Raw genomic sequence first — 1,458 nt, forward strand, 5'->3', positions numbered from 1 at the left:
AATCAAGGCTGAGGTGTGATGACGAGGNACTACGGTGCTGAAGTAACAAATGCCCTGCTTCCAGGAAAAGCCTCTAAGCATCAGGTAACATCAAATCGTACCCCAAACCGACACAGGTGGTCAGGTAGAGAATACCAAGGCGCTTGAGAGAACTCGGGTGAAGGAACTAGGCAAAATGGTGCCGTAACTTCGGGAGAAGGCACGCTGGTGTGTAGGTGAAGTCCCTGCGGATGGAGCTGAGACCAGTCGAAGATACCAGCTGGCTGCAACTGTTTATTAAAAACACAGCACTGTGCAAACACGAAAGTGGACGTATACGGTGTGACGCCTGCCCGGTGCCGGAAGGTTAATTGATGGGGTTATCCGTAAGGAGAAGCTCTTGATCGAAGCCCCGGTAAACGGCGGCCGTAACTATAACGGTCCTAAGGTAGCGAAATTCCTTGTCGGGTAAGTTCCGACCTGCACGAATGGCGTAATGATGGCCAGGCTGTCTCCACCCGAGACTCAGTGAAATTGAACTCGCTGTGAAGATGCAGTGTACCCGCGGCAAGACGGAAAGACCCCGTGAACCTTTACTATAGCTTGACACTGAACATTGAGCCTTGATGTGTAGGATAGGTGGGAGGCTTTGAAGCGTGGACGCCAGTCTGCGTGGAGCCAACCTTGAAATACCACCCTTTAATGTTTGATGTTCTAACGTTGGCCCCTGACCGGGGTTGCGGACAGTGTCTGGTGGGTAGTTTGACTGGGGCGGTCTCCTCCCAAAGCGTAACGGAGGAGCACGAAGGTTAGCTAATCCTGGTCGGACATCAGGAGGTTAGTGCAATGGCATAAGCTAGCTTGACTGCGAGCGTGACGGCGCGAGCAGGTGCGAAAGCAGGTCATAGTGATCCGGTGGTTCTGAATGGAAGGGCCATCGCTCAACGGATAAAAGGTACTCCGGGGATAACAGGCTGATACCGCCCAAGAGTTCATATCGACGGCGGTGTTTGGCACCTCGATGTCGGCTCATCACATCCTGGGGCTGAAGTAGGTCCCAAGGGTATGGCTGTTCGCCATTTAAAGTGGTACGCGAGCTGGGTTTAGAACGTCGTGAGACAGTTCGGTCCCTATCTGCCGTGGGCGCTGGAGAATTGAGGGGGGCTGCTCCTAGTACGAGAGGACCGGAGTGGACGCATCACTGGTGTTCGGGTTGTCATGCCAATGGCACTGCCCGGTAGCTAAATGCGGAAGAGATAAGTGCTGAAAGCATCTAAGCACGAAACTTGCCCCGAGATGAGTTCTCCCTGAGACTTTAAGTCTCCTGAAGGAACGTTAAAGACGATGACGTTGATAGGCCGGGTGTGTAAGCGCAGCGATGCGTTGAGCTAACCGGTACTAATGAACCGTGAGGCTTAACCTTACAACGCCGAAGATGTTTTGGCGGATTTGAGANNATTTTCAGCTCTGATTCAGAGT

General features: G+C 52.8%; 1 rRNA gene (cut by a window edge). It reads left to right on the forward strand.

Features of this window, described 5'->3' with window-relative positions:
- Window positions 1–1,402, forward strand: a 23S ribosomal RNA gene (locus tag VZP09_RS01165); it begins 1,500 nt to the left of the window's first position.
- Window positions 1,403–1,458: the final 56 nt, after the last annotated feature.

It is taken from the genome of Klebsiella sp. EMBS2024, from assembly GCF_036233805.1.
Lineage (GTDB): Bacteria > Pseudomonadota > Gammaproteobacteria > Enterobacterales > Enterobacteriaceae > Klebsiella > Klebsiella pneumoniae.